Below are 22,538 nucleotides of genomic sequence, written 5' to 3'. Positions count from 1 at the left end.
CGTCACCGAGACGTGTGCTCCTGACCCACGGCTCATATCTCGAAGCCCTTGGCCCCCGCAGCCCGCAGCCCGCAGCCCGCAGCCCGCAGCCCGCAGCCCGCAGCCCGCAGCCCCAGAGCCTAGACCGTCAGATGCTCCTTGATCAGCACGTCGGAAAGCTCGCCGATGGTTCCCCTGGCCACCGGGCGGCCACGATCCATGATCACGAAGCCATCGGCGAACCGACGGGCGAAGGGCAGTTTCTGCTCCACCAGCAGCACGGTCAGGCCATCCTCGGCAATCAGTTGGCGAATCACCTGACCGATCTGGGTGACGATATTGGGTTGAATGCCCTCTCCCGGTTCGTCGAGGATCAGCAGGCGCGGTTCTAGCACCAGAGCCCGACCGATGGCCAGTTGCTGCTGCTGCCCGCCGGAGAGATCGCCGCCACGGCGGTGCTTCATCTCCGCGAGCACCGGAAACAGCTCGAAGACGCGTTCGGGAATGCGGCGGCGGCCATCGCCGCGGGCGGCAAGACCGGTGCGCAGGTTCTCCTCCACGGTGAGCAGCGGGAAGATCTGCCGCCCCTGAGGCACGTAGCCGATCCCCAACCGCGAGCGATCCTCCACCCGGCGTCGGGTCAATTCGACGTCATCGGCATAGCGAATGCTGCCGGAAGCCACCGCCACCTCGCCCATGATCGCCTTCATCAGGGTGGTCTTTCCGACCCCGTTGCGGCCCATCACGCAAGTGCATTGCCCCGCCGGGACCTCGAGATCGAGATCCCACAGGGTGTGACTCTCGCCGTAGTACTGGTTGAGTTCGTCGACGGTCAGCATCAGGCGGCCTCCTCCGCGCCCAGGTAGACCTCGATGACTTTGGGGTCGTGCGAGATCCGGTCCATGCTCCCCTCGGCCAGCACGCTGCCTTGGTGCAGCACCGTTACCTGGCGGGCAATGGAGCGCACGAACCCCATGTCGTGCTCCACCACCACCACCGACTGCTTGCCCGCACCGGCCAGACCGGTGAGCAGTTCGGCGGTACGCTCCATCTCCTGCTCGGTCATGCCGGCCACCGGCTCATCGACCAGCAACAACCGCGGCCGCTGCATCAGCAGCATGCCGATCTCCAGCCACTGTTTCTGCCCGTGGGAGAGAATCCCCGCCGGACGGTGGCGCAAGCCGGCCAGTCCGATGGTGGCGAGCACCTCATCGATGCGATCGCGAACCTCGCCGGTCAGGCACGCCATCAGCGTCGGTAGAATCCGCTTGTCGGCGGCCATGGCCAGCTCGAGGTTCTCGAACACGCTGAGCGCCTCGAAAACCGTGGGCTTCTGAAACTTGCGACCGATCCCCAAGCTGGCGATTTCCGGCTCGTTCATGGCCAGCAGATCGTGACGGCTGCCGAACCACACCTTGCCGGTGTCGGGGCGCGTCTTGCCGGTGATGATGTCCATCATGGTGGTCTTGCCGGCACCGTTGGGGCCGATGATGCAGCGCAGCTCACCGTCGTCGATGGTCAGGTCGAGGCCGTCGATGGCCTTGAAGCCATCGAAGCTGACGGTCACGTCCTCCAGATAGAGGATCGGCCCATGGCGCACGTCCACGGGAGACGCCGCCGGCACCAGGAAGTCGAACACCCGGTCACGGTCGGCCAGAGAGCGTAGAAGACTCATGCGCTTGCCTCCTGGGGAGTCGCGGTATCGTCGGATGAGCGGCGCTGGCGCTTGAAGCGATAGGCGAGCAGCCCCGCCACACCCCTGGGAAGGAACACGGTGACCAGCACGAACAGGGCCCCCAAGGCGAACAGCCAGGCATCGGGCATCACCCCGGTGAACACCGTCTTGGCATAGTTGACGAGAATCGCCCCAATCACGGCGCCATAGAGGGTCGCCCGACCGCCCAGCGCCACCCACAGCACGATCTCGATGGAGAAGATCGGCTCGAACTCGCTGGGATTGATGATGCCCACCTGAGGCACGTAGAGCGCCCCGGCCACCCCGGCCAGCATCGCCGAGATCACGAAGACGAAGAGCTGGAAGCGTTCGACGCGGTAGCCGAGAAAGCGCGTGCGCGCCTCGGCATCGCGGGTCGCCACGCATACCCGTCCGAGCTTGCTGACGACGATGGCCCGGCAGATCACGTAGCCCAGCGCCAGGGCCACGCCAGTGGCGATGAACAAGCCCAGACGCGTGGCATCGTTGCGCAGGCTGAAACCGAGGATATCGCGGAAGTCGGTCAGACCGTTGTTGCCGCCAAAGCCCATTTCGTTGCGAAAGAAAGCCAGCATCAGAGCGAAGGTCATCGCCTGGGTGATGATGGAGAGATACACCCCGGTGACTCGCGAACGGAAGGCCAGCCAACCGAATACCAGTGCCAACGCCCCCGGAGCCAGCAGCACCATGGCGAACGCGAACCAAGCCATGTCGAAGCCCTGCCAGTACCAGGGCAGGCTCTCCCAGTTCAAGAACACCATGAAATCCGGCAGGACCGGATCGCCGTAGGTGCCCCGATCGCCGATCTGACGCATCAGGTACATGCCCATGGCATAGCCGCCCAGGGCGAAGAAGGCACCATGGCCCAGGCTGAGTATCCCCAGATAGCCCCACACCAGGTCCACCGCCACCGCCAGCAGCGCATAGCTCAGATACTTGCCGAACAGATTGACGGTATAGGCCGTGACATTCAGGGGATGACCGGCCGGTACGGCCAGGTGCAGCACGGTGACCAGCGCCAGAGCCGCGAGCAGCACTCCGATGAACAGCTGCGTCGAGCGCTCGCTGAATGGCCTCAGCAGCCAGGATCGCGATTGCATGATCAGCCCTCCGCCGCGCGGCCCTTCTGCGGAAAGAGTCCGCGGGGGCGTTTCTGGATGAACAGGATGATGAAGACCAGCACGATGATCTTGGCGAGCACGGCGCCGGCCCAGGGTTCGAGCACCTGATTGATCACCCCCAGTGACAGCCCCGCCACCAGGGTGCCCCACAGGTTCCCCACGCCACCGAAGACCACCACCATGAAGGAGTCGATGATGTAGTTCTGGCCGAGGTTGGGCCCCACGTTGGTGAGCTGAGAGAGCGCAACGCCAGCAAGCCCCGCAACCCCGGATCCCAGCGCGAAGGTCAGGATATCCACCCGGGTGGCGCGAATGCCCATCGAGCGCGCCATGGCACGGTTCTGGGTCACGGCGCGCACCTCCAGGCCGAGCCGCGTGCGACGCATCACCAGCATCAGGCCGACGAACACCAGCAGGGCGAAGCCGAGCACGGCCATCCGATTGAGAGTCAGTGACAGGGCATCGTTGACCGCCAGCGAACCGCTCATCCACTCCGGCGTCACCACGGTACGGTTCTGCGGCGAGATGACCGTGCGCACCAGTTGCTGAAGGATCAGGCTGACGCCGAAGGTGGCCAGCAGCGTTTCGAGTGGGCGCCCCTTGAGGAACTGGATCACCCCCCGCTCGATGGCCACGCCGGCCAGCGCCGACACCAGGAAACCGGCGGGAATCGAGAGGATCAACGCCAGCCCGGGCTGGCCGGGCAGCAGTTGCTGCACCGCCCAGGTGGTATAGGCGCCCAGCATGATCAGCTCACCGTGGGCCATGTTGATCACGCCCATGACCCCGAAGGTAATGGCCAGGCCGATGGCGGCGAGCACCAGCACCGAGCCCATGGAGAGGCCGAAGTAGAGGGTTTCGGCCGCGCGGTTGAGCTTGAGCGTCTGTTCGATGCCGCGCAACGCCTCACCGGCTGAGGTCGCCAGCACGGGGTCATCGCCTTGGGCAGCCCGGTTGAGTGCGACCCGCACCTCCGGATGCAGGCTGCCCTCGAGTTCGGCGACGGCTTCCAGCTCGCCCTGCTCGAGGCGATGGATCGCCAACGCCAGGCTAAGGCGCTCACGCACCCGGTCGTCAGTGGCCTCCTCGATCACCTCGGCCAACGGCCCCGACAGGTCGTCATCCACTTCGCCCAGCAAACGCTCGGCGGAGGCCCGTCGTCGCTCGAGATCCGGCGAATAGAGATCGACCACGGCCAATGCACTGCGCAGCTGGTTGCGCAATGCATTGTTGATGCCGATGCGCTCCAGCTCGCGACGCGACATCTCGCCCAGCGCCTCGCCCGTCAGGGCATTCTCCACTGGCCAGTCGCGGCCACGGTTGTCGAGCACCACCACGAAGCGGCCATCATCGGTGCGTTGCAGGCGCCCGTCGAGCAAGGCCTGCAGCCAGTCGCGGGCGCGTTCGTCGTCGCTGCTCACGATGGCGTCGATGGCCTCGCCCTTGGCGGCGTAATCGTCCACGTCCAGCGCCTCGAGCAACACGACGGCCTCGGCATCCTGAGCCAGGGTCGAAGGCGCATGGGCAAGGCCGAGCAACGACACGGCCAGGGCCATGAGCAGCACCCAGGGCGTACGAATCCGGACTTCATCGGCATGCACGGCACCGCCCTGGGCCGTGGTCGACCATGGCAAGGGGAAATTCCTCATCGGGCTTTCCTCTGAAATCGTCAGGAAGGCGTGCTCCCCCGCATCCCTGGCGGGATGCGGAGGCAGGCGTCACTCGGCCAGGGCAGCTTCGGCTTCTTCGGCCGCTGTACTGCCACCGCAGGAGCCTTCGGTGACGTCGAAATTGCCGCAGCGCATCGGCGCGCGCCAATCGGCGATGAGGTCGCGCGATCCGGGCAGGTAGTCCGACCAGGCATCGCCGGCCACCGTGGAAGGGGTCTGCCAGACGATGTCGAACTGGCCGTTGTCCTGGATCTCGCCGATCAGTACCGGCTTGGTGATGTGGTGATTGGGCATCATCGCCGCATAGCCACCGGACAGGTTGGGTACCGTCACGCCGATGATGGCATCCTTGACCGCATCGACATCGGTGGTACCCGCCTTGCGCGCCGCCTCGGCCCACATGTTGAAGCCGATGTAATGGGCTTCCATGGGATCGTTGGTCACCGCCATCTCGTCATCGGTGTACTCGATCCAGGCATCGATGAAATCGTAGTTGGCGTCGGTGTCGACGCTCATGAAGTAATTCCAGGCAGCCAAGTGACCCACCAGCGGGCCGGTGTCGATCCCCGTGAGCTCCTGTTCGCCCACCGAGAAGGCGACGACCGGAATGTCGGCGGCATCCACGCCCTGGTTGGCCAGTTCGGTGTAGAACGGCACGTTGGCATCGCCATTGATGGTGGAAACCACCGCGGTCTTCTTGCCTTCGCTGCCGAAGCGGCGAATGTCGGAAACGATGTTCTGCCAGTCCGAGTGGCCGAAGGGCGTGTAGTTGACCATGATGTCCTCTTCCGCCACGCCGAACTCATCCTGTAGATAGGCGGAGAGAATGCGATTGGTGGTCCGCGGGAACACATAGTCCGTGCCGGCCAGCACCCAGCGCTCCACGCCCACCTGGTCGTGGAGGTAGTTGACCGCAGGGATCGACTGCTGGTTGGGAGCGGCACCGGTGTAGAAGACGTTCTCGGAGGACTCCTCGCCCTCGTACTGCACCGGGTAGAAGAGCAGGCCGTTGAGCTCCTCAACCACCGGCAGCACCGACTTGCGCGACACCGAGGTCCAGTTGCCGAAGATGACGTCGACCTCTTCCTGGGCCAGCAGCTCGCGGGCCCGCTCGGCGAACAGCGGCCAGTCGGAAGCCGGATCGACCACTACCGCTTCCAACTGACGACCCAGCAGACCACCCTCGGCATTCTGCTGTTCGATCAGCATCTCCACGGTGTCCTTCAAGACCGTTTCGCTGATTGCCATGGTCCCGGACAGGGAGTGAAGAACGCCGACCTTGATCGGGTCGTCCTCCTGTGCCAGCGCAGGAGAAGCGACGCCGAGGCTCAGCAGGGAAGCGGCAAACCAGAGAGAAGGGTGTGTCTTGCGTTGGGAAGTGATCACTTGGACCTCCTTGCTCCCTCTCGAGTGAGGGCTTGTTGTAACGTGGCGGTGCCGCCCGCATGGACCGAGCGGCACTCAACCGTTTGCAACGACCGCGCCACTCACGTCGGAGGACGACTTTCGCTCGACATTTCATCGGCTTGAAAAAACGCCGTCGGTGAAAAAAGCGACGTCCTGCACCGCTGCGGTGCGGACGGCAGCGAAACCCCGCCCTCCACGCACCACCGCACTGCACCGCCGCCGGTCGTTGCACCGGGCTGGCAAGGCGGCCACGAACGACGACGGGGCGTCGATGGTTCGACGCCCCGTCGGGAAGGTCGGAATGAATGGATTTCGAGCGGTTCAGTCGCCCTCGGAGCCGGCAGCAGCCTCGGCCGCCCTCATGCGTCGACGCAGGATCGGACCGACGATATAGGGCAGGATCAGACCCAGTGCCGCAAAGACCCACAGACCAACGGCCAGGCCGCTGTTCCACAGGATGGTCCAGTCGCCGTCGGCGATGTCCAGGGCGTGACGCAGGTTCTTCTCCATCTCCGGCCCCAACAGCAGGCCGAGGATGATCGGCACCAGCGGGATCTCCAGCTTGCGCAGGATGTAACCGGCAATGCCGAAGGCCACCATGAAGTAGAGATCGAACGTCGTGTTGCTGATCGAATAGATGCCCACGAAGGCGATCATGGTGACGATCGGCAGCAGGTACATCGGCGGCACCGAGAGCAGCTTGACGAAGATGCCCACCAGCGGAATGTTGAGCACCAGCAGCAGGAAGTTGCCGATCAGCAGCGCTGCGATCACTCCCCACACCATGTCGGCGTTCTGGGTGAACATCAACGGGCCGGGCGTGATGTTGAGCGAGATGAGCAGCGCCAGCAGCACCGCCGTGGTGCCGCTGCCCGGCACGCCCAGCGTCAGCATGGGCACCAGGGCACCACTGGAGGCACCGTTGTTGCCCGCTTCGGGGCCCGCCACGCCGCGCGGGTCGCCCTTGCCGAAGTAGCCCTTCTTGCCGACCACCTTCTTCTCGAGGGTATAGCCGATGAAACTGCCCAGCGACGCTCCGGCTCCGGGCAGCACCCCGGCGATGAAACCGAGAATGCCGCCGCGAATGCTCGAGGGCATGATGCCGCGAATGTCGGCCCAGCTCAGCTCGAGCTTGTTGACGCTCATCTTCTCCTTGCCGCCGCCGGCCTTCTCCTCGATGAAGAACAGCAGTTCCGAGATGGCGAAGAGGCCCACGATGGCGAGGATGAAGTCGACCCCCTCATAGAGCTCGAGCACGCCGAAGGTGAAACGCTGCACACCGGTGTTGTCGATGCCCACGGTGGAGATCATCAGGCCGAGGCACGCCGCTACCACCGTCTTCATGGGATTCTTGCCGGTGATGCCGCCCAGGGTGGCAAAGGCCAGCAGAAAGAGCGCGAAGTACTCGGCCGGGCCGAAGGTGAGCGCGAAATCCGCCAGCAGCGGCGCCAGCAGGATCAGACCGATGGTGGCGATCAGGCTGCCCATGAAAGAGGCCACGGCGGAAATCGCCAGCGCCTCGGCGGCCTTGCCCTGCTGCGCCATGGGGTAGCCGTCCAGGCAGGTCATCATCGCCGGCTCGTCGCCGGGAATGTTGAGCAGGATCGACGAGATCCGCCCTCCGTACATGGCGCCGGCATATACCGCGGTCAGCATGATCAGCGCGGTTTCCGGGGCGAGCCCCAGGGTGAAGGCGAGCGGGATCAGGATCGCCACGCCGTTGGCCGGGCCCAGCCCCGGCAAGGCGCCGATGAGAGTGCCCAGAAAGGCCCCCATCAAGCCGAACATCAGGTTGTGTGGCGCCAGCGCAACGCCGAAGCCGTCGATCAGAAAGCCCAGGGTTTCCATCAGCTCACCTCCAGGAACGAGAGCAGGCCCAACGGCAACGACAGGTCGAGGGCGTAGCTGAACAACAGGAACACCACCACGCCGGATATCGCCCCGGTGGCGAAGGCCCTGAGCGGAGCCGCTCCCATTCGCCAGCACAAGGTTCCGACGGCGAGAGCGGTGCTGACGATGAAGCCCAGGGGTTCGAGCAGCGCGGCATAGAACACCAGCACCACCATGGCGATGAGCAGCTCGACGCCGGTGCGACTCCATGGCCAGGCATTATCGGGATCGGGACGCACGATCAGATAGAGGCTGGAGAGTCCCAGTACCGCGGCCAGCAGGTAGGGAAAGGTTTCGGGGCCGATGGCCTCGGCCCCACCGAACGGTTCCGGAAACTGGCTGGCGCCCCAGCCGTATGCAACGGCCAGGACGAGCAGCAGTATCCCGAAGATGCGATCATTGAAGGTCATCACTGGATCAGCCCGATGTCCTTGGAGAGAGTTTCGATATCGTCGATCTGGTTCTTGACGAAGGTCTCGAACTCACCGGCGCTCATGTGGAACGGCATCAGGCCGTTGTTGGTCATCACCTGCTGCCACTCATCGCTGGCGTAGATGGTGTCCATGGCGTCGACCCAGTAGTCGCGGGCGTCGTCGGAGATGTCCGCCGGCATGTAGAAACCGCGCCAGTTGGGCCCCAGCGCATCGATGCCCTGCTCGCGGGCAGTGGGAATGTCGTCGAACTCACCCGGCAGGCGCTCTTCGGAAAGCACGGCGAGCACGCGCAGATCGCCGGACTCCATGAAACCCTGCGCTTCCGAGATGTCGCCGGTGAAGGCATCCACATGGCCCCCCACCACCTGGGTCATGGCCTCGCCACCGTTGTTGTAGGAGAGATAGGGAATGCGCGGCAGGTTCTCGACACCGGCGGCGTCAGCGGCGATCAATACCTTGAGGTGATCCCAGCCACCCTTGGCACTTCCCCCGCCGAACTTGACGCTGCGCGGATCCTCTTCCAGCGCTGCCATGAGGTCGGGCAGATCTTCGTATTCGGAATCGTCGGCCACGGCGATGACGCCATAGTCGGCGCCGAGCGCCCCGATCCAGTTGACCATGTCGGCATCCATGCCCTGGAACTGGCCCTGCGCCAGTCGGGTGGTGGTGGCAGTCGAAGCGGCTACCAGCAGCTGTTCGTCCCCGGCACGCTTGCTCACGGTGTGAGCGTAGGCCACACCGCCGCCGGCACCGGCCATGTTGATGGTCTGCACGCTGCGCGGAACGATATCCAGATCCTCCATCACCTTGCCCACGCTGCGACAGGTGAAGTCCCAGCCGCCACCCGGATCGGCGGGCGCCAGGCACTCCACCTTGCCTTCCGGCTCGAAGCCCGCGGCCGTGCCGGCGGTGACGGAAAAGGCGGCGATGGCGAACAGTTTGAGCGGCGTTCTCGTGGACATTGTTGTTGTCCTCCTGATCGGACAGTGACTGGTGTCTTGAGTGGCTTGCAGAACGCTATCGACTCGCTTACAATTCTGTAAGGCAGAACAACGTTCTTCAGAATGGAAAGCTAGGCACCCGTCAGGGCGGCGTCAACGCTTCGCACGTGAATTGCGACGAAAGTTCAACGCCCCAGCCACCGGAGACACGACACCCATGGCACAGGACCGCGTCGAAGCCGTAGAGCGAGCACTGACGGTGCTCGAAACTTTCGACTCCTCCCAGGAGGCCTTCAGCCTGGCCGAGCTCGCCCAGACCACCGGTTTCTACAAGAGCACCCTGCTACGTCTGCTCGGCTCGCTCGCCCGCTTCGGCTACGTGCAGCGCTCCGCTGATGGCCGCTGGCAACTTGGCCCCACCCCACTGCGCTTGGCGCGCCGTCACCCACCCAGTCGTCACCTCGCTGCCCGCGTGCAGCCGCTGCTCAAGCAGTTGACCATCGAGACCGGCGAAACCGCCGCGCTGCTCGAGGCGCAAGGCAACCGCGTCGAGGTCCGCCTGGCCGCCCTGCCCGACACGGCCCTGCGCCACGACCTCCACCCAGGCAGCCGCTGGTGGCTGCGTGACGCAGAGAACCCCTGCCCCGAACTGCTCGGCGGCACCATGATCGTGCGGCGGCTCGCTTCGTCTCCCGGCGAGCCGCTGCGCTGGCTGGCACTCTCCGGCCCGGCCGGTCGTCTCTCCCCCGAGCGCGCCAGCGTGGCGCTGGCCGCCGCCGAACAGGCGCTGGCCGCTCGCCCGACCGAGACGCCGACTGCGGAGACCGCATCATGAACCTGCTGCTGGTGGAAGACGACCGGCTGCTCGCCGAAACGCTGGTCGACGCTCTGGCACTGGCCGGCTACGCCGTGACCCACCTGGCAGACGGCGACACGGCACGCACCCGACTGGCCATGCCCGATCACGACCACGCCCTGGTGCTGCTCGACCTCAACCTGCCCGGCGCCGGGGGCCTCGAGATTCTCGAGACGCTGCGCAGCCACGACCGCGACACCCCGGTGCTGATCCTCACCGCCCGCGGTGCCGTGGAAGACCGCGTGCGCGGTCTCGATCTGGGCGCCGACGACTACCTGGCCAAGCCTTTCGCCCTGGACGAACTGGAAGCCCGGGTGCGCGCCCTGCTGCGCCGTCGCGGCCGCGGTCAGACGCTGCAGGTCGGCCCGCTGGCCTTCGACGGCCTGGCCCAGCGCTTCACCCTCGACGGCAACGCCCTCGCCCTGCCGCCCCGCGAGCAGCGCTTGCTGGCCTGCTTGATGCGCCATGCCGGCGAGCCGGTGGACAAGGCACGCCTCGCCGAGGAAGCCTTTCAAGGCGAGCCCATGGGCGACAACGCCATCGAGGTCTACGTGCACCGCCTGCGCAAACGTCTGGCCGACAGCGCCGTGGCGCTGCGCACGGTGCGCGGTCTCGGCTACCTGCTGGAGGGCGTGTGAAGCACGGCGACAGCCTCTACCGCCGGCTGCTAACCTGGCTGCTGCTGCCCGCGCTGATCCTGGCCGGCCTGATGGTGGTACAGGCCTGGCTGGAGGCGCGGCGTACCGCCGACCGCGCCTTCGACCGACTGCTCGAAGCCGCCAGCCTGGCCATTGCCGAACAGGTGCAGTGGCAGGATGACCGGCTATGGCTGGACCTGCCCCCCGCCGCCCTGGAAATGCTCGCCACCGACGCCGAAGAACGGGTCTTCTACAGTCTGGTGGACCGCGAAGGACGTTTCATCACCGGCAATGCCGAATTGCCTGGCGACTCGCGCAGCAGCCGCGAGAGTGGCGACACCCTGTTCTTTCGCAACCTGGAGTGGCAAGGCCTGGCCCTGCGTCAGGGCGTACGGCGCTCGCAGTTGGAGGACTGGCGGCAAAGCGAACCTTACGAGGTTCGCGTGGCACACAGCCGTGAAGGTCGCGATGCCCTCGCCCGCGAGCTGCTGCGCGGCAATCTCGCCTACATCCTGGTCATGGCCGCCCTGACCGTGACGGTGCTGCTGCTGGCCATTCGCGCCGCCCTGGCACCGCTCACGCGGCTGCGGCGTGCCATCCGGGCGCGTGACCCACGCACGCTGGCCCCTCTGGAACTGCCCCTGCCCCGCGAGCTCGCCGAACTGCGCGAGACGCTCAACGACCTCCTGGCACGCATGCGTCGGGTGCGCGCCAACCAGGAGCGCTTCATCGGCGATGCCTCCCATCAACTGCGCACGCCACTGGCCGGGCTCTCGGCCCATGCCGAGTTGGCGCTACGCCACGACGATCCGCAACGCTGGCGTGACGCGCTCGTCGCCATGCAGGCCACCAGCGCACGAACCGCGCGGCTCGCCATGCAGCTGCTGTCATTGACACGCCTCGACAATCCCGAGTACGCCCCGGAATTCGACGAACTCGACCTCGCTGCCGTGGCCCGTCAGGCGGTACGCGACCATTGGGCGCACTGCCACCGCGACGGCATCGACCTGGGCGTGGAAGACCCCGGCTCGCCGGCGACGATCCGCGGCGTGACGTGGCAACTCGACGAAGCCCTCGGCAACCTGATCGACAACGCGCGGCGCTACGGCGCCCGACGCATCACCGTTCGGGCCCGGGCCCAGCCGCCCGCACTGGAGGTCGAGGACGATGGACCGGGCATCCCCGAATCGCGCCACCTGCTGGTGCTACGTCCGTTCCATCGCGGCCAGGACGACGGCGAAGGTTCAGGCCTGGGCCTGGCCATCGTCGACGGCATCGCACGCACCCATGGTGCCCGGCTGCGGCTCGGCGAAGGCACCGGCGGGCGGGGGCTGATCGTATCGCTGACCTTTCCCCGGGAGGACCCATGATGCCAACGGCCCTGAAACGCCTGACGAGCGCTCTGTTGCTGGCCTTGTGGAGTCTCGCTGCCAGCGGTGAGGAAACGCTGCACCTGCACGCCGAGTCCGGGACGGGGCAGACCCCGCTGGTCATCGGTGCAGCCCTGGATTTGCACCAGGCGCGACCGCTGCTGGAGGATTTCCACCGTCGGCACCCACATCTCGACATCACCTATCGCAACCTGACCACACTCGAGCTTCACCAGCGCTTCCTCGACGCACCGGATGCCGCCGACGTGGTGCTATCTTCGGCCATGCCCTGGCAGTATCGCCTGGCCAACGACGGCCACGCCCAGCCGCTCGACAGCGACATCGCCCACGCCTGGCCAGCCTGGGCGCGCTGGCGGCACGAGCTCTTCGCCTTCACCTTCGAACCCATCGTCATGGTGGTACACCGTGACTTCACCGAACGCTTCGGCGAGCTCGAAAGCCATGGCGACCTGCTCGAGCGCCTCGCCGACCATCCACGCGCCCTGGCCGGCCGCGTGGTCACCTACGACCCACAGCGCAGCGGAGCGGGCTACACCTACGCCATCGAGGAATCGCGCCTTTCGCCGCGCTACTGGGATCTCGTGGCCGTGCTGGGCCAGGCGCGCACGGCGCTCGCCGAGACCACCGGCGAAATGCTCGAAGGGCTCGCATCGGGACGCTACCTGGTGGGCTACAATCTGCTGGGCAGCTACGTGCGCGATGCGGTCGCCGACCACCCCGAGCTGACCATTGTGGTGCCCGAAGATTATGCGCTGGTCGTACAACGGCTGGCATTCATTCCCCGCCAGGCGCCCCACCCCGAAGCGGCCCGGCTGTTTCTCGACTATCTTCTCGGCGAGACCGGTCAGCGCACCATCGCCGAGCGCACCCAACTGGGCGCAGTGCATCCCGACCTAGAGGGACCCGGCACAGCCGCCGCCCTGCGCGAAAAGCTGGGCGACGCCCTGCGTCCCATCGCTCTCGGCCCGGGCCTGCTCGCCACCCTGGACGACCTCAAGCGAGAGGCACTGCTCACACGCTGGCAGCGTGAGTTCGACCGCGAAGGACCGGCGTTTCGCTGAACCGCATCTCGCAACGGGAAACGCCTCGCCCCGCGCATCGACAAGGGCGAAGCTGCCGGACATGGAGAAATCAGCCAGCCAAGGCGCGACGCAAACCGGGGCTGGCCCACTCGCCGACCACGACGACCGCCACCAACAGTGACGCCAGCCCCGGCCACTGCACCGCGAAATCGATGCGCGCCATGCCCAGCGCATCGACGAAGATCACCAGGATCCCGAGCGGGCTCACGTAACGCACCATGAACAGCCACAGGGCATGCCAGCGCGGCGAGAGCCCCAGCTCCCCGCGAAGATTCTCGGCGTTGAGCACGAAACCGGCCAGCAGCACCATGCCCAGGCCGCCGAGCGGCATCATCCAGCGCGAGGTGAGGTAGTCGAGCCAGTCGAAGAAGTGGCGCCCGGCCAGCGTCCAGTCGGCGCCGACGTTGAACGAGAGCATCGCCAAGCTGCTGACCAGCCACAGCACCACACCGGTTCCCCAGGCCGCGGCAGGCCGCGAGAAGCCCTTGTTGTCGACGAGCCAGGAGACGGTGGCCTCGACCATAGAGATCGAGGAAGTGAGCGCTGCCATGGAGAGCATGGCGAAGAACAGGATCGCGAAGAGAAAGCCCAGCGGCATCGCCTGAAAGGCCAGCGGCAGGCTCATGAAGAGCAACCCCGGCCCCCCCTCGGGGCTCATGCCGTTGGCGAAGATCACCGGAAAGATGGCCAACCCCGCCATCAGCGCCACCAGGGTGTCGGCCACGGCGACCATCAGCGTGGTCCGCGCGATGGAGGCCCGCGCCGGCAGATAACTGCCATAGGTGAGGATCGCCCCCGAGGCGAGCGACAAGGTGAAGAAGGCGTGGCCCAGCGCCGCCAGCATGCCCTCGCTGGAGAGGCTGCCGGCATCGAACACGAACAGGAAGCGCAGCGCCTCGACGAAACCGCCGGAGAACGCCCCGTAACCGATCAGGATCGCCAGCATGACCACCATACCCGGCATCATCCAACTGACGCTTCTCTCGATGCCAGCCTGCACCCCCTTGCCGACGATCAGCATGGTGGCCAGCGTCACCAGGGTGCTCCAGAAACCCAGATTCAGCGGGTTCTCGTTGTTGGCGGCGAAGATCGCCGCCATGTCGTCGACGCCGGCGCCGACCAACCCCCCACTGAGCGCTTTCCATAGATAAGCGAAGGACCAGCCGGCCACCACCACGTAGAACGACAGGATCAAAAAGCCGCACAGCATCGCCATCCAGCCCAGCAGCGACCAGATGCCGCTACGCCCCGACTCGATGGTCACCCGGCGCACTGCGTCGATGGGGCTGCCACGCCCGCGACGTCCCAGGGCGATCTCGGTCATCATCACCGGCACCCCCACCATCAGGATGCAGGCCAGGTAGACCAGCACGAAGGCGCCACCGCCGTGCTCGCCCGTCATGTAGGGAAACTTCCAGATGTTGCCCAGGCCGACGGCGGAGCCGGTGGCCGCCAGCACGAAGCCCCAGCGGCCGAGCCACTGGGTGCGCGGGGAATGGGGAGTCATCATGTATCACCGTGAAAATGCTGTTGGATAGCCAAAAGACGTGCGATCCGACCACAAAAGAGTGCGTAGTGTGCCGGATTTCTCCGTCGAATGGCAGCAGCACGATATGCCCGGCATTCACTGCGAGTCGCGCAGCTTCGCTTCGACGCTTTCCACCTTGTCGTCCATGGACTGCTCGCGGTCGGTGCGCGTACCCAGCTTGATCGTGGTGGTGATGCGCGGTGCGCCCATCTCGTGCACGACTTCATGGCAACGCTTGACCACCGCCATGACGTCGTCCCAGGGCCCTTCGATGTTGGTGCCGTAGGCGTGCATCCGGTGCTCGAGACCGGACGCCTCGATCACCCGCTGGCAGGCGGCGATCTCCTTGGAGACCGAGACGCCGATGCCCAGCGGCACCACGCAGAGATCGATGATGACGTGCATGCTTTAACCCTCTCGGTTGGACACTGCTCTCGACTTGGCCGCATCATCCCTGCAAGCGGGACGACAACGCCTCCTGCATGGTGGGCTCGAGCGATTTTCCTGCCAGAAGCATGAGTTGGCTCTCCTCGAGCCACTCCTGGTCGAGCCCATGCTGCCAATCCCCGCTGGTGCGCAGCCCACCTTGCCGGTCAATGCATCGAGGGAGTGACGGGCACCCATCTCGAAGGCCGTTTGCATGGGACCGAACGAGGCGGAAAGCGTCGAGTCTCGGCCGGCTGGAAGCCAGACCAAGGCTTTCCCGTCCGCCTCGCTCAGCATGAGAGCCGGATCGCTCATGGCCTACTCCTGAGTCGCCGGCTCGCTGACATGAATGCCGAACAGGCTAGCCTCGCCCTGGCTGCGGCCAAGGCTCTCCGGCGACGCAACGCGACCGTCGCGCACCATGACATGGCCGCCCTGCCCCTGCACGCCGCCGATCACGCTGCCCACCAGGTAGGTGGGGAAGATCTCCGGGTCGTTCTCGTAGTTGGGATTGTGGATCAGGCCGATCATCTGGAAGCGCCCACGGGTGTTGCGCAGCGACTCCAGCGAGTCCTGGATCAGGCGGCGGTGCGAAAGCTTGGAGAAGAGCCCGTCGAGCAGGATCACGCTCTCGCGACTCGCGCGAGCGCGGCGCTTGTGATGTCCCGGAAGCTCGCGCAGCTCGCGTTCGATGGCGAATTCCGAGAGCTTGACCAGCCACATCAGCGACACCGCCTCACGCTGGCCCTCCGACATCTCCTCGTTGAGCGAGAAGAGCCGACCATGGGGACGAATGGCGTCGTGCTTGAGGCGGATCGAGACGTCATGGAAGAGGCCACGGTAGATGCGGCGGCGGATTTGGCGCAGTAGATCGTCGTCGCGCCGGCGCACCTCACCGTCAGCCACTCCACCGTCGCGTTCGGCACGTCGGCGCATCGCCGCCTGATGCTCGTCGATGTCGGCCAGCAGAGTGGCGATGAGTTCGCGCAGTTGCTCGGTGCCGATCAGCGCGGCCTTGACCTCGAAGAAGGCCCCGCCGGCACCATGGCTCTTCGCCACCCGCTTGAGAATGTCGAGATTGCCGGCGGCGTCCGAGATGATCGAACTCAGACGCTCCACCAGGGTGCCCTCTATCTGCTCGCGGGTGGCCTGCAATCGCCCGACCCGCTCGCGGTGTGCCTCGAGTTGGCCGGCCAGTTGGGAATGCAGGGCAGCGAGATCGTCGAGACCGGCCTGGCTGACCCCGGCCAGCGCCCCCAGACGGGCCCGTTCGGTATCGCTGAACAGGCGGCTGTGAGCGGCCTCCTCCAGCGATGCCGTCAGCTGCCGCTCGGCCTCCGCCACGCGCTTCGCCAGGCGTTCGCGATGGCGGGCCCGCTCGCCGAGGTTGAGCTCGGCCAGAGCGTCCAGCAGGGTCTGCTGGCACGCCTCCAGAGCCTCCAGATCGAGGGCGCCATCGGCCACCAACTCGCCAGCCAGCCGCTGCCACTCGGTCAGGGCCTGGGTGCGCGGGGCGTCTTCGTCGTCATCGCCGGGCCAGATTGCCGGTGCCGACTCGGCCAGCCGCCGATCCCAGCCGGCCGGCAACTCGCGTAGGGCGCGCAGCCACTCCACGGCCAACTGGTCCACCCACTCCAGAGCACGCCGATGATCGGCAAGACGCTGCGCCACGGCATCGCGTTCGCGCTGCTTTGCCTTGCGCGCCTCACGCAACGCCGCAATCTCGCGCTTGACCCGCGCGATCTCGCGCTCGAGCTGCTGGCTACCGCCGCTGGCATCGCGCACGTCGAGATAGGCGCGTATGCGTGAGAAGTCGAAATCCGCACGCTTGGTGGCCAACGCCAGTTCCGCCTCGCGTGTCTCCTGGACCTCCGTGGCCGTGGCCATGAATGCCTCGCCGCCCTGAGCCTCGAAGTCGGCCAGGGCGCGCAGACGTTCACGCTCGCCCTCGGCGAAGAGCTGGCGCAGACGTACCTCGACCTCAGCATGCTGGCGGGTCAAGGCCTCGCGGCGCCGCTCCGCTTCGCCAAGCCGCTCATCCGCTTCGCCAAGCCACCTCTCCAGTTCGGTGAGGCGTTCATCCAGGGCTGCGAGGCGCTCGACGCCGCCGGCATCGTTGAACTGCTCGGCAGCCAGCCAAGTACTGCCGTGGGCCTCGAGTTCCCGAGCCGCCTGCTCGCGCTGCGGCCTCAGCTCGGCCAGGGTCTCGTCCGCCTCGGCGCGGGTCTCGGCCGCTCGTTCCAGGGCCAGGTCGCCGCCCTCCTGCAGATAGCGCTGATAGTCGTCGATGCAGGCCAGCGCCGCCTCGCTCAAGCGCGGCGCGAGTCTCTCCTGCTGCTCGCCCAGGCGCGACTGCGTCTCGGCCAAGCGTTCCAGCGCACGCTCCACGTCGCTGTCATCGGCTTCGCGGGCCTCCAGAGCCAAGGCGAAGGTTTCGCCATGAGGGTCGAGGTGCTGGCACTCGGCTTCCAGCGCCTGCTGACGTGCGCGATCCGCGGCCAGACGCGTCTCGGTCGCCTCGCGCAGAGCCTCCAGATAGCTCGGATCCAGGGCCGCCTTCACCGCCAGCGTCTCCACGCCCTGCACGGCGCCCAGGGGCGGCTCGCCGCGCTCCAGGAGTGCCTCCAGCCGCTGTGCCTCGAACACCGGCACGGCCAGGCCCGCATCGATCAGTACCTCAGCGGCATGTCGCGCCGCCTCGCTCCCCGCTACCACCGGTGCGAAGAGCAGACCGGCTGCCTGGGCCAACCGCTCACGGCGCCGGGCCTCGGCCACGTCCTTGGCATTGAGCACGACGTGCAGCGGCTGCCAGGCAATGCCAGCTTCCTCGAGGAGACGATGCGCCTCGGCTTCCGCAGCGCGGCGTTCCAGCGGGTCGCCGGCCAACTGCGCCAGGTAGGCCTCACGGGCGGCGATGTCCGCCGCCAGCGTTTCGGCTTCGCGCAGCAGCCGCGGATAGCGACGCCGTGCATCGGCCAGCCACGCCTCGGGGGAGAGCTCTCTAGCGCCATTCAGTTCCGCAAAGGAGAGCCGGGCCGCATGCAGTTGGCGCAAGTGCGCCTCTTCGGTCTCCAGTCGATGCGACTCGTCGGCCAGCTCACGCTCCCGGTCGCGCAAGCGCACCCGCAGGTGCACCGGGTCATCGTCGCCGTGCAGTTCGGCGTAGCGGGCCGCCGCTTCGGCCAGCGGAGCGAGACGGGCCTGTGTACGCTCGGCCTCCTGGCGGCGCTGTTCGGCCTCGCGACAGCGGCTCTCGAGCTCGGCCAGCGCCGTCTTGCGCCGCCCCCAGAAGCCCTGCACCGACTCGCCGGGCCAGCCCTCGAGGAAGGCACGCCACGGCGCCTGGCCGTGGGCCAGAGGGCCGCGTTCCCCGGTCAGACGCTCGCGCTCGGCATTGAGCCGCTCGCGCTCGGCACGCGCCTGCTCGTAGGCGGTGATGCTCTCGTCGCGCTCGCCGCTAAGACGGTCGAGGGTTTCACTCAGTTCGGCTTCGGTTGCCTGCTTCTCGGCCAGCCGTTCGGCCGGCCTCTCGTCGGGGCGTTCTCGCCGAAAATCCGCATGCCAGCCGGCCACCTGTTTGAGTTCGCCGACACGTCCCAGGTGCTCGTTGAGCGCAGTGCGCGCCGCAGCGGCCTCGTCACGGGCCACGGCGGCAGTGGTCTCTGGCGACTCCAGCTCCGCCTCGCTGAACAGACCATCGGCGATGGCCTGGGTGTAGAAACTCTGGTTGTCGACGAAGTCGCGCTGCTGGGACTCGAGGCGCTCGCGCTCCTGATCGAGCGCTTCCTGGCGCGCCTCCTGATCGCTCAGTTCGTGCTTCAATTCATCCAGGTAGACCGTATCGCCGATCACCTCTTCGCGGAAACGGTTGCCGTCCTGCGCCTCGAACGCTTCGGCGCCCTCGTCCAGTGCCGCTAGAGCGCGATAGCGCGCCGCATCGTCGTCGAAGGCCAAGCTCTCGGCTAGCCACTGGCGGGCCGCGGCAAAGCTCACGTGGCCCACCTCGCGCGCCGCCGGCCAGTCTGCCCCGGGCAGGTGAACGAGCCGCCGATGGCTCTCGACCCGGTCGCCGCGCTCGACCAGGGCGCCGCGCACGGCGCGCTCCTTCACCCCTGCCAGCCGGGCCAACAGCCAGGTGGAGACCCGTGGCCGGTCGGTGTCGCCCACCGCCCAGGCCAGACCTGCGGCGGCGTCGCCAGCGGCTTGATCCGACAATCGGGGGACGCCGGGCAAACCGGCCAGCGCCTGTCCGCCCAGCAGCGCCTCGCTCTGGGCCAGCTCGCGGTCGCTCTCGGCGAGTTCATGACGAGCGGCGAGCAGGGCCTCGCCTTCGCCCTCGAGCGCCGCCAGACGTTCGACCTTGTCCCGGGCGCGGCGCTGGTCGTGCTCTGCCTCTTCGAGCCGATGACGCAGTTCGGTGATGTTGGTGCCCGAGTTGAGGATCACCTCCTCGATCAGTTCCTCGCTCTCGTCGGTCTCGCCGCGCGTGGCGCCAGAGAGGATCTCCGGCGCCAGCACCTCGAAGAAGAACGCCTGGTCGGCCTTCTCGCCGGGACGCGGCTTGATGGCGTTGAAGATCTGGCTCTTGTCGGCGCCCCCCTCCTTCTGGAAGGCGGCAAGTTGAACGAGTTCGCGCCGCGATACGTGAGCCCCCACGGCCTCCAGCCACTCGTCGCGATTGTGGGTCAATCGCACCCCGCGTTCGGCCATCATCGCCTTGACGTCGCTATTGGCGTAGAGCGCCAGCTTGCCGTCCCGCGTCAGGTGGTGGACCGGAATGTCCTCGAGCCGCCCGGGATAGTGGTAGAAGGAGAGCCCGCTGCCGTCGCTGTAGCCGTAGAAGCCGAACACGAATGTCTCGCCGGCCACCTCCTCGCCGGCTGCGGCCAGCATGTCGTCCTGCCCGGGCGCGGCACTGCGCGAGCGGAACTCGACGCGCAAGTGGCTCCAACTGCGCCCTTCCCCCGACACCGTGGAGGGGGAACACTTGCGCCGCGTGCGCGAGAGCAGGCTGCGATCCCGCGACAGCAAGCCGATCAATGCCTCGGCCAGGGTGGTCTTGCCGAAACCGTTTTCCATGCTGATGGCACTCGACTGGCCGCGCAGATCGAGCAGCAGGTGGCGCATCTTGGCATCCCAGGGCGAGGCCACGTCGCCGTGCTTGTTGAGCAGGTTGGCGACCTCGATGCGGTGGATCACGCTCATGGGGCGACCTCCTCGTCTCCTTCGCCGGCGGACATCCCACCGAACGTATCATCGCCGGCCTCAGCGGCTGTCTGGCCGACGCCACCTTGGGCCAGGACCTGGAGATGGGCGAGCTGGTGCACGCCCACCTGCTCGCTCTCCAGGGCGCCGAGCAGCGTCTGCTGCCAGATCTCTCCCTCCGCTTCGCGGTCGTCGCTACGCACGGCCTCGAGCAGACCGGCCCGCGCCTGCAGATCGATGAAGGCACGAACCCGGCGACTGACGTCCTCGCCACGCTCCTCACACAGGGCGCGGCTCGTCTCTGGCGCCGCCTCACCCAGCTCGCGCAGCGCCTCGAGCTGCTCGCGCAGCAGCTCGGCGAGCTCCGCCGTGGTGAAGGTGGCTTCCTGATAGCGGCTGACATCGGAGAGCGCCCGGTTGTAGCGGGTGTAAAGCAGGGTATGCATCAGCAGCCACAGCTGCAGGTACCACTGGGCCAGCTCCGCGCGGCTCTCCTGGCGCAGCTTGAGGGCCTCGAACACCGGGTCGCGGGTATAGAGTGGCGGTTGCTCGAGCTCGGGGTCCGGCAGCAGGGCATAGTAGCGCGAGCCAGGCGCGATCCCCGGATAGTCCCCGGCCTCGAAGACCTTGAGGCGTAGCCCCTGACCGGCCAGGAAATCGCGCAGCGCCTCTCGTTCGAGGTCGCTGGCATCGTCGATCAGTGCGCAGACATCGCGCTCGGCGAGCTGTCCCTCGCGGGCGGCGCGGCGCTTGCGTCCACTGCCAGGCGCCCGTTCGGCGCTGCGGTAACGCAGCAGGTAGGCGACGACCTCGCCCATTTCGGTCATGTTCATGCGCGTTCTTCCTCAAAGAAGCCGAGTGACGGGGTCACGGCCCCTTCGACACGTCGCCCGTCGTCGAGACGTAGCGCGAACGGCTGGGGCTCGATGCCCACGGTCAACCCAGGAGCGAGCAGCTCGGTGTCGACGAACGTATTGAGCAGTTGGGCCAGGCAGTCGCCGTCCTCGAAGCGGTGCCAGCCCTCGGCGAGCGCCTCGGGCAACGGCAGCGGACCGCCACGCAGGCGCTCGCGCAGCGCCGGACCGCGCGCCTCCAGGAAACGGGCCAGCAGCGGATCCTCGGGGTCGGCATCGTTCGTCTCGTCGAACACCAGAGCGGCGTGACTGGCCTCGGCGCGACGGCTTTCCAGCAGCGGAATCAGCGGCACGACTCGCGGGAAGGCGGGCTGAGCGTACAGCGGCATCAGTCGAGCCACCACGGCCTGCTGTAGACTCGACTCGCCGGGCGCTTCGAGCAGGTGGCGTGCCAGAGCCTGGAAGTCGACCACGCCCATGGACTGGATGCGACCCTCGGCGATGTCGGCCAGCAGCTCGGAGAGGCGCCGCGACAGGTTCTCGATGGCAGTGAGCACCCGGCCAATGGCGCTGGAGAGCATGCGCAGATCCCACTCCTCGGTCTGCATCTCCCGCCAGGCATCGAAGCGCTCCATCAGCCGCGCCGTCGACAGCTGTGCCCGGGCATCCAGCAGGGTCTGCTGGATGCTGGTCAAGGCATTGTGGTAGTGACGTTCGTTGTCGAGCAGCGCCGAGAGCTTGCCTTCTCGGGTGGGATTCTCGCGCACTCGACGCAGCTCCTGGGTCAGGGCGCGGATCGCCAACAGGATCTGGTTGGTGATGTCGGGAATGCACGCGAAGTCGCCCCGTGCCAGGGCTGCCAACACCTTGGCAGCATCGTATTCGGAATAGAGCAGATCCTCCACCTGGCCGGCGAGCGTCACCGCCTGGCGGCCGCTGGGGGTGAGACGCACCTGCCCTGTCTGGCCCTGCTTCTCGATCAGTGCCGTACGCTTGGTGCTGCGCGCAGCGCGGCCCGCCGCTTCACCGTCCTGGTCCCCCCGGGGCTGGCGAAAGTGGATCTCACTGGGGGTGGCCAGCAGATTGATGACGTAGACGAGGTCGTCATGGGGCAGCGCGGCATAGGACTCGGGGTAGCTCTCGCGCAGGTGTGTCAGGCAGCGAGTCTGGGAAACGAAAGCGCTGTTGGTGGCAAAGTCGACGTCGAGCAGGTAGTCGAGCAGCAGGCAGCCGAGGTCCAGCCAGTAGCCGTCGCGCCAGCCACGACGCTGCTCCTGGCTGACCTGCACGAAGGGCGAGCCCGGCTCGTGGCCGCTGTCGTGCAGGTCGATCAGCCGCGTGGTGGCGACGAGCAGCTTGCTCCAGGCGGTCATGGGTCTTCCCTGTGGGCAAAAGGCGCATT

General features: G+C 66.8%; 17 protein-coding genes. 4 read left to right on the top strand and 13 right to left on the bottom strand.

What is annotated here, in order from left to right; translation table 11 throughout:
* Positions 1–119 precede the first annotated feature (119 nt).
* The 8 genes from urtE to BLP96_RS09080 form a co-directional block, all read right to left on the bottom strand.
* The gene (urtE, locus tag BLP96_RS09115) at positions 120–818 is read right to left on the bottom strand and encodes an urea ABC transporter ATP-binding subunit UrtE (protein ID WP_089685344.1); all 699 of its coding nucleotides are present in this window, start codon (positions 816–818) and stop codon (positions 120–122) included.
* Positions 818–1,654, bottom strand: a complete 837-nt coding sequence (gene urtD / locus BLP96_RS09110) for an urea ABC transporter ATP-binding protein UrtD (protein WP_089685341.1) — start codon at positions 1,652–1,654, stop codon at positions 818–820. Before urtD ends, urtE begins: the two co-directional genes overlap by 1 nt.
* Positions 1,651–2,793 (bottom strand): urea ABC transporter permease subunit UrtC, encoded by a 1,143-nt coding sequence (gene urtC, locus BLP96_RS09105; RefSeq protein WP_089685339.1) that lies wholly within the window; start codon positions 2,791–2,793, stop codon positions 1,651–1,653. Before urtC ends, urtD begins: the two co-directional genes overlap by 4 nt.
* A gap of 2 nt (positions 2,794–2,795) precedes the next feature.
* Positions 2,796–4,370: an urea ABC transporter permease subunit UrtB gene (urtB, locus tag BLP96_RS09100; protein WP_089685545.1), complete on the bottom strand. Its 1,575-nt coding sequence runs from the start codon at positions 4,368–4,370 to the stop codon at positions 2,796–2,798.
* 162 nt (positions 4,371–4,532) lie between these two features.
* The gene (gene urtA, locus BLP96_RS09095; RefSeq protein ID WP_089685337.1) at positions 4,533–5,870 is read right to left on the bottom strand and encodes an urea ABC transporter substrate-binding protein; all 1,338 of its coding nucleotides are present in this window, start codon (positions 5,868–5,870) and stop codon (positions 4,533–4,535) included.
* A gap of 342 nt (positions 5,871–6,212) precedes the next feature.
* Positions 6,213–7,739, bottom strand: a complete 1,527-nt coding sequence (locus BLP96_RS09090) for a tripartite tricarboxylate transporter permease (protein WP_089685336.1) — start codon at positions 7,737–7,739, stop codon at positions 6,213–6,215.
* Positions 7,739–8,191, bottom strand: a complete 453-nt coding sequence (locus BLP96_RS09085) for a tripartite tricarboxylate transporter TctB family protein (RefSeq protein WP_089685334.1) — start codon at positions 8,189–8,191, stop codon at positions 7,739–7,741. The genes BLP96_RS09090 and BLP96_RS09085 overlap by 1 nt, the downstream gene beginning before the upstream one ends.
* Positions 8,191–9,177 carry a Bug family tripartite tricarboxylate transporter substrate binding protein gene (locus BLP96_RS09080; protein ID WP_089685332.1) on the bottom strand — a complete coding sequence of 329 codons (987 nt, stop codon included), beginning with the start codon at positions 9,175–9,177 and terminating at the stop codon, positions 8,191–8,193. Before BLP96_RS09080 ends, BLP96_RS09085 begins: the two co-directional genes overlap by 1 nt.
* A 196-nt stretch (positions 9,178–9,373) precedes the next feature.
* On the opposite strand from BLP96_RS09080, the gene BLP96_RS09075 reads away from it, so the two are divergent.
* Genes BLP96_RS09075 through BLP96_RS09060 form a run of 4 tightly spaced genes read left to right on the top strand, consistent with a single transcriptional unit; the run spans position 9,374 to position 13,102 of the window.
* On the top strand, positions 9,374–9,991 hold the full coding sequence (locus BLP96_RS09075; RefSeq protein ID WP_089685329.1) for a helix-turn-helix domain-containing protein: 618 nt from the start codon (positions 9,374–9,376) through the stop codon (positions 9,989–9,991).
* Positions 9,988–10,650 carry a response regulator transcription factor gene (locus tag BLP96_RS09070; RefSeq protein WP_089685327.1) on the top strand — a complete coding sequence of 221 codons (663 nt, stop codon included), beginning with the start codon at positions 9,988–9,990 and terminating at the stop codon, positions 10,648–10,650. Before BLP96_RS09075 ends, BLP96_RS09070 begins: the two co-directional genes overlap by 4 nt.
* Positions 10,647–12,020, top strand: coding sequence for a sensor histidine kinase (locus BLP96_RS09065; protein WP_089685326.1), 1,374 nt, complete (start codon positions 10,647–10,649; stop codon positions 12,018–12,020). Before BLP96_RS09070 ends, BLP96_RS09065 begins: the two co-directional genes overlap by 4 nt.
* Entirely contained in the window at positions 12,017–13,102 is a 1,086-nt protein-coding gene (locus BLP96_RS09060) for an ABC transporter substrate-binding protein (RefSeq protein WP_176761497.1), read from the top strand. Before BLP96_RS09065 ends, BLP96_RS09060 begins: the two co-directional genes overlap by 4 nt.
* A gap of 70 nt (positions 13,103–13,172) precedes the next feature.
* Here BLP96_RS09060 and BLP96_RS09055 read toward each other — a convergent pair whose 3' ends face one another.
* The 5 genes from BLP96_RS09055 to BLP96_RS09035 all read right to left on the bottom strand — a co-directional run bounded on the left by BLP96_RS09055 (position 13,173) and on the right by BLP96_RS09035 (position 22,509).
* Positions 13,173–14,633, bottom strand: coding sequence for a sodium-dependent transporter (locus BLP96_RS09055; RefSeq protein WP_089685324.1), 1,461 nt, complete (start codon positions 14,631–14,633; stop codon positions 13,173–13,175).
* Between the two features lie 114 nt (positions 14,634–14,747).
* Positions 14,748–15,056 (bottom strand): MTH1187 family thiamine-binding protein, encoded by a 309-nt coding sequence (locus BLP96_RS09050; RefSeq protein WP_089685322.1) that lies wholly within the window; start codon positions 15,054–15,056, stop codon positions 14,748–14,750.
* Between the two features lie 339 nt (positions 15,057–15,395).
* A complete protein-coding gene (locus tag BLP96_RS09045; RefSeq protein ID WP_089685320.1) occupies positions 15,396–20,282 on the bottom strand; it encodes a coiled-coil domain-containing protein in 4,887 nt (1,628 codons plus the stop codon).
* Entirely contained in the window at positions 20,279–21,115 is an 837-nt protein-coding gene (locus tag BLP96_RS09040; protein WP_245682210.1) for a hypothetical protein, read from the bottom strand. The genes BLP96_RS09045 and BLP96_RS09040 overlap by 4 nt, the downstream gene beginning before the upstream one ends.
* Positions 21,112–22,509, bottom strand: coding sequence for a hypothetical protein (locus BLP96_RS09035; RefSeq protein WP_089685318.1), 1,398 nt, complete (start codon positions 22,507–22,509; stop codon positions 21,112–21,114). The genes BLP96_RS09040 and BLP96_RS09035 overlap by 4 nt, the downstream gene beginning before the upstream one ends.
* Positions 22,510–22,538 lie beyond the last annotated feature (29 nt).

It is taken from the genome of Billgrantia gudaonensis, assembly GCF_900100195.1.
Taxonomy (GTDB): domain Bacteria; phylum Pseudomonadota; class Gammaproteobacteria; order Pseudomonadales; family Halomonadaceae; genus Halomonas; species Halomonas gudaonensis.
The sequence above is the reverse complement of the archived record's forward strand: the minus strand, read 5'-3'. Positions and strand labels throughout refer to the sequence as shown.